The following is a 338-nucleotide window of genomic DNA, read 5'->3' as shown; positions in this document are numbered from 1 at the left end:
AGTGCCGTAGTTAACACAATAAGCACTCCGCCTGGGGAGTACGGTCGCAAGACTGAAACTCAAAGGAATTGACGGGGGCCCGCACAAGCGGTGGAGTATGTGGTTTAATTCGACGCAACGCGAAGAACCTTACCAGGGCTTGACATCGCGTGAAAGCTCTAGAGATAGAGACCTCTACTTCGGTAGACACGTAGACAGGTGGTGCATGGTTGTCGTCAGCTCGTGTCGTGAGATGTTGGGTTAAGTCCCGCAACGAGCGCAACCCCTAAGATTAGTTGCCAGCACGTAAAGGTGGGAACTCTAATGTGACTGCCGTTGACAAAACGGAGGAAGGTGGG

At 52.7% G+C, this 338-nt stretch carries 1 rRNA gene; it reads left to right on the top strand.

Annotation, left to right across the window (positions count from 1 at the left end):
- Nucleotides 1-338, top strand: a 16S ribosomal RNA gene (locus P6N53_RS18510); the annotation flags it as partial.

The organism is Desulforamulus aquiferis, from assembly GCF_030577015.1.
Taxonomy (GTDB): domain Bacteria; phylum Bacillota; class Desulfotomaculia; order Desulfotomaculales; family Desulfotomaculaceae; genus Desulfotomaculum; species Desulfotomaculum aquiferis.
Note: the sequence above shows the minus strand (reverse complement) of the source record. Positions and strands in the feature narration are given on the sequence as shown.